Genomic DNA, 4158 nt, shown 5'->3' with positions numbered 1-4158 from the left:
TAAACAAAAAATACAAGTAGTTGGTGTAACTACTGTAAGAGAAGTATTGAATGCGATTTTTCCAAAATAGATAAATACTAGGGAGTTTGGGCCAAACGGTAGCCAAGCTCTCTTTTAATCTCGAATATGAGTCATATGTTAATTTCAGGTTAAGATTATAAATACTAGACTGTATTATAAGTAAGCTTATTGTGTAAATGTAAACAAAAAGTTATACTATTAAAAGCGGTAGTATAGCAAAGAAACCGCTTCATAATTTATTTTTTTAGAATTAGAAAAGGAGGTGAATAAAATGAACGAAAGATTTTGGAAAATTTTGTCTCGCGTACTCATTGTGATATTAGGATCTTCAATAGGTTATTATGTATTACCGTTACTTTGGGACATGATCAATATCAATATTAGCTTTGTCTATTCTCCATTGTTTAACATCGTACTTGGTGCAATTATTCTTTTTCTTATTTACGGATTAACACAGCCTTTATTGATGCGTTTTATTCGCAATATCGAGCGTGACATGCGTCAGTTATCGATCGAAAAGGTTTTAGTTTCTGCAGTAGGTGTTATTATTGGACTAGTTTTAGCTTGGTTAATCAACATTCCCTTAGTGGCGATTGGGTGGCCATTCATTTCAAATATCTTGCCAATTGTCTTAACCATTGTCTTAGGTGTATTAGGTTTCTATATCTTCTCTAATAAGAGCGCTGAGATTATGGAAATGCTTACCCGTTTTCCGCAGGTGAGACGTAGTGAATCAACGGATAGGGCTATTACTGAAGATGCACAATCCGATAAGGAAACACATGAAAGTGACTTATCAACTCACTCAGAGGGCCATGATATGTATACGGATGCCTTACTGTCACTTAGACAAGCTGCGGATGAGGCTTATCAACCCTATAAGATTTTAGATACATCAGTGATTATCGATGGGCGGATTTTAGATGTCTTAAAAGCCGGCTTTATCGAAGGCGTGATAGTAGTACCTAACTTTGTCTTGAAAGAATTACAATACATTGCGGATTCAGCAGATTCATTGAAACGGGTTCGTGGCCGACGCGGTTTGGATATTTTAAATCAAATCCAAGCGCTAGATGATGTGATTGTAGATTTCTACGCCGGCGATTTCGATGATGAATCGGAAGTAGACTTAAAATTATTGCGTCTAGCCAAATTAGTTGATGGTGTTGTGGTAACCAATGATTATAACTTGAATAAAGTGAGTCAATTCCACAAGATTAAAGTATTAAACATTAATGAGTTGGCTAATTCATTGAAATCTGTTGTGATTCCTGGCGAAACGATTTCTGTACATATTGTAAAAGCTGGTACAGAGCGCCAACAAGGGGTTGCCTACATGGACGACGGTACGATGATTGTTGTTGAAGAAGGGAAACATCATATTGATGAGACCCTTTCAGTAGAGATTACCTCAGCTATTCAAACCAATGCAGGACGCATGGTCTTTGCCAAAATAGCTGACTAGATATATAATTATAATGATGGAAAATTAGGTTGGTATTTTTACCAGCCTATTTTGATTGAAAGCATAAGATAAAAGGAGAAATCAACATGTCAGATAAAGTACGCGTACGCTATGCGCCAAGTCCAACTGGCCATTTACATATTGGGAATGCTCGTACCGCCTTGTTCAACTATTTATTCGCTCGTCACAACGGCGGGGAATTTATTATTCGTATTGAAGATACCGATACAAAACGAAACCTTGAGGACGGAGAAAGATCTCAACTAGAAAACCTACAGTGGTTGGGTATTGAGTGGGATGAAGGTCCAGATAAGCCAGGTGAATTTGGACCTTACCGTCAATCTGAACGTAAAGATATCTACGACCGTTACCTAACAGAATTACTAGACAAAGGCTTAGCTTACTATGCATTTGATACATCTGAGGAAATCGAAGCAGAACATGAAGCCCAAGTCGCAAACGGTGAAACACCACGTTATATTGGTAAATGGCGCGATAAATCACAAGAAGAAATCGACGCAGCACGTGCAGAAGGCCGTCCAGAAACAATCCGTTTCCGCGTACCTGAAAACACCACTTATACGTTTGATGACATGGTAAAAGGGGAGATCTCTTTTGAGTCAGCAGCCATTTCAGGTGACTTCGTTATCCGTAAACAAGACGGCATGCCAACTTACAACTTCGCCGTTGTTGTTGACGACCACTTGATGAAAATCACTCACGTATTACGTGGTGACGACCATATTGCGAACACACCTAAACAATTAATGATTTATGACGCTTTAGGATTTGAACGTCCAACATTTGGTCATATGACATTAATCGTTAACGCTGAAACAGGTAAAAAATTATCTAAACGTGACGGGTCAATCTTACAGTTTATCGAACAATACCGTGACTTAGGTTACCTACCGGATGCAATGTTCAACTTCATTACATTATTAGGTTGGTCTCCAAAAGGCGAAGAAGAAATCTTCTCACACGATGAATTGATTGAAATCTTTGATACAGACCGTTTAAGTAAATCACCAGCAGCCTTTGATAACAAAAAACTAGAATGGATCAACAACCGTTACATGAAAGCTGCAGAGGCTGAAGATGTAGCGAAATTAGCGATTGAACATCTACAAAGAGCTGGCCGTGTATCTGAAACATCTACAGCAGAAGAACGCGCTTGGACTGAAAAATTAGTTTCATTATACAAAGATGAAATGTCATATGCAGCTGAAATCGTTGATTTATCAGATATGTTCTTCCAAGATGAACTACACATCGCAGATGATGCTAAAGAAGTATTAGCTGGCGAAGGTGTAGCGGATGTTTTAAAAGCCTTCCAAGCGAAATTAGCGGAAATTCCAGCTGATCACTTCAAAGAGGAAAACATTATGGCAGCCATCAAAGCTGTTCAAAAAGAAACTGGCGTAAAAGGTAAAAACTTATATATGCCAATCCGTGTAGCCACTTCAGGCGAACAACACGGTCCTTCAATTGGTTTAACAATTGAAGTATTGGGTAAAGAAAAAGTAGCCCACCACTTAGACCAAGCATTAGCAAGTTTATAATTAAACATTTAATATCCCCTATCTAAGCGTAAAAACTTGGATAGGGTTTTTTTATATTTAAACGGTACAAAAAGCTACAAGTAAATACAAAAATTGCTTACATTTTGTCGAAAATCACCATCGTATTTTTGTATAAAAATTATAAAACGTTTAAAAACCCCTAATTTATCATATTCTATAAAAATTAGAAGATACAATTTGTTATTTCTTTTAGGAAACTTGTGAATAAGGATTGATAATAGTTCATCTCCACCCCTATACTATGACTAGATTAAACACAATATATAGGGTTAAAAAATAAACAAACCACAATTTATTGTGTTTTTTAATAAAAAGCGAGGAGTAATGACCATGACAATCACAGTTTATGCAAAGAGTGGCTGCCCACAATGCGTATTTGCTAAGAAATACCTTGAAGCTAAAGAGATTCCTTTTGAAGAGAAACGGGTAGATATAGAGGACATGTATCTAGATGAAGTAAAAGAATTAGGTTATTTGTCTTTACCAGTAATTGCAGACTCAACAGGAAACCATTTCAATGGTTATGTACCTGAAAAGATGGAAGCTTTGGTGGAAGCATGGCAAGCATAGTTTATTATTCATTAACGGGTCAAACCAGACGTTTTATCAATAAAGTTCAAGGGTTCGATACTTATGAGATTTCATCAGCAGTAGCACCAGTGACAATGACTGAGCCTTTTATTATGGTGATTCCATCATATGAAAGTCATGTGTATGGTGACGTGATTGAAACGGCTGAAGAGTTTTTAGAATGGGCGGATAATGCCAAGTTATGCAAGGGCTTTTTTGGTGGGGGTAACCGCAACTTTGCCCAATTATTCTGTGTAACAGTAAAGGAACTATCTGCTGAGTTTGATATTCCTGTCTTACATGGATTTGAGTTCCAAGGATCTGCCTATGACGTGGCTAAGTTAACAGAGGAGTTAGAGAAAATTGACAGATACCAAGAAATTAAAAATTGAAAATACGAAAGACATTACTTACTTTAAGCTTAACAATATGGTAAATATCCCAACTGCTGACAAGAAAATCCAATTAAATAAAGACCGTGAAGCGGTTAGGGCTTATTTCTTAGAATATGTGAACCCA

General features: G+C 37.0%; 5 protein-coding genes. All 5 read left to right on the top strand.

The window, feature by feature from the left end; all coding sequences use genetic code 11:
- The first annotated feature begins 292 nt into the window (after positions 1–292).
- The gene (locus ACRCJ0_RS10005; RefSeq protein WP_431390344.1) at positions 293–1486 is read left to right on the top strand and encodes a PIN/TRAM domain-containing protein; all 1194 of its coding nucleotides are present in this window, start codon (positions 293–295) and stop codon (positions 1484–1486) included.
- An 86-nt stretch (positions 1487–1572) separates the two neighbouring features.
- Positions 1573–3048 (top strand): glutamate--tRNA ligase, encoded by a 1476-nt coding sequence (gene gltX, locus ACRCJ0_RS10000; protein WP_431390343.1) that lies wholly within the window; start codon positions 1573–1575, stop codon positions 3046–3048.
- A 351-nt stretch (positions 3049–3399) separates the two neighbouring features.
- Entirely contained in the window at positions 3400–3639 is a 240-nt protein-coding gene (locus tag ACRCJ0_RS09995) for a glutaredoxin domain-containing protein (RefSeq protein ID WP_149358249.1), read from the top strand.
- Positions 3627–4031 carry a class Ib ribonucleoside-diphosphate reductase assembly flavoprotein NrdI gene (gene nrdI / locus ACRCJ0_RS09990; protein WP_016896485.1) on the top strand — a complete coding sequence of 135 codons (405 nt, stop codon included), beginning with the start codon at positions 3627–3629 and terminating at the stop codon, positions 4029–4031. Before ACRCJ0_RS09995 ends, nrdI begins: the two co-directional genes overlap by 13 nt.
- The coding region (locus ACRCJ0_RS09985) for a hypothetical protein (RefSeq protein ID WP_431390345.1) at positions 4003–4158 on the top strand (156 nt) is incomplete at its 3' end. The genes nrdI and ACRCJ0_RS09985, both read left to right, overlap by 29 nt.

Source organism: Aerococcus sp. L_32, from assembly GCF_050689315.1.
Note: the sequence above shows the minus strand (reverse complement) of the source record. Positions and strands in the feature narration are given on the sequence as shown.

Bases quoted from the DNA above. Each gene is read 5' to 3' on its own strand.
- ACRCJ0_RS09995 (WP_149358249.1), top strand. From the start codon at position 3,400: ATGACAATCACAGTTTATGCAAAGAGTGGCTGCCCACAATGCGTATTT.
- ACRCJ0_RS10005 (WP_431390344.1), top strand. From the start codon at position 293: ATGAACGAAAGATTTTGGAAAATTTTGTCTCGCGTACTCATTGTGATA.
- nrdI (WP_016896485.1), top strand. From the start codon at position 3,627: ATGGCAAGCATAGTTTATTATTCATTAACGGGTCAAACCAGACGTTTT.
- gltX (WP_431390343.1), top strand. From the start codon at position 1,573: ATGTCAGATAAAGTACGCGTACGCTATGCGCCAAGTCCAACTGGCCAT.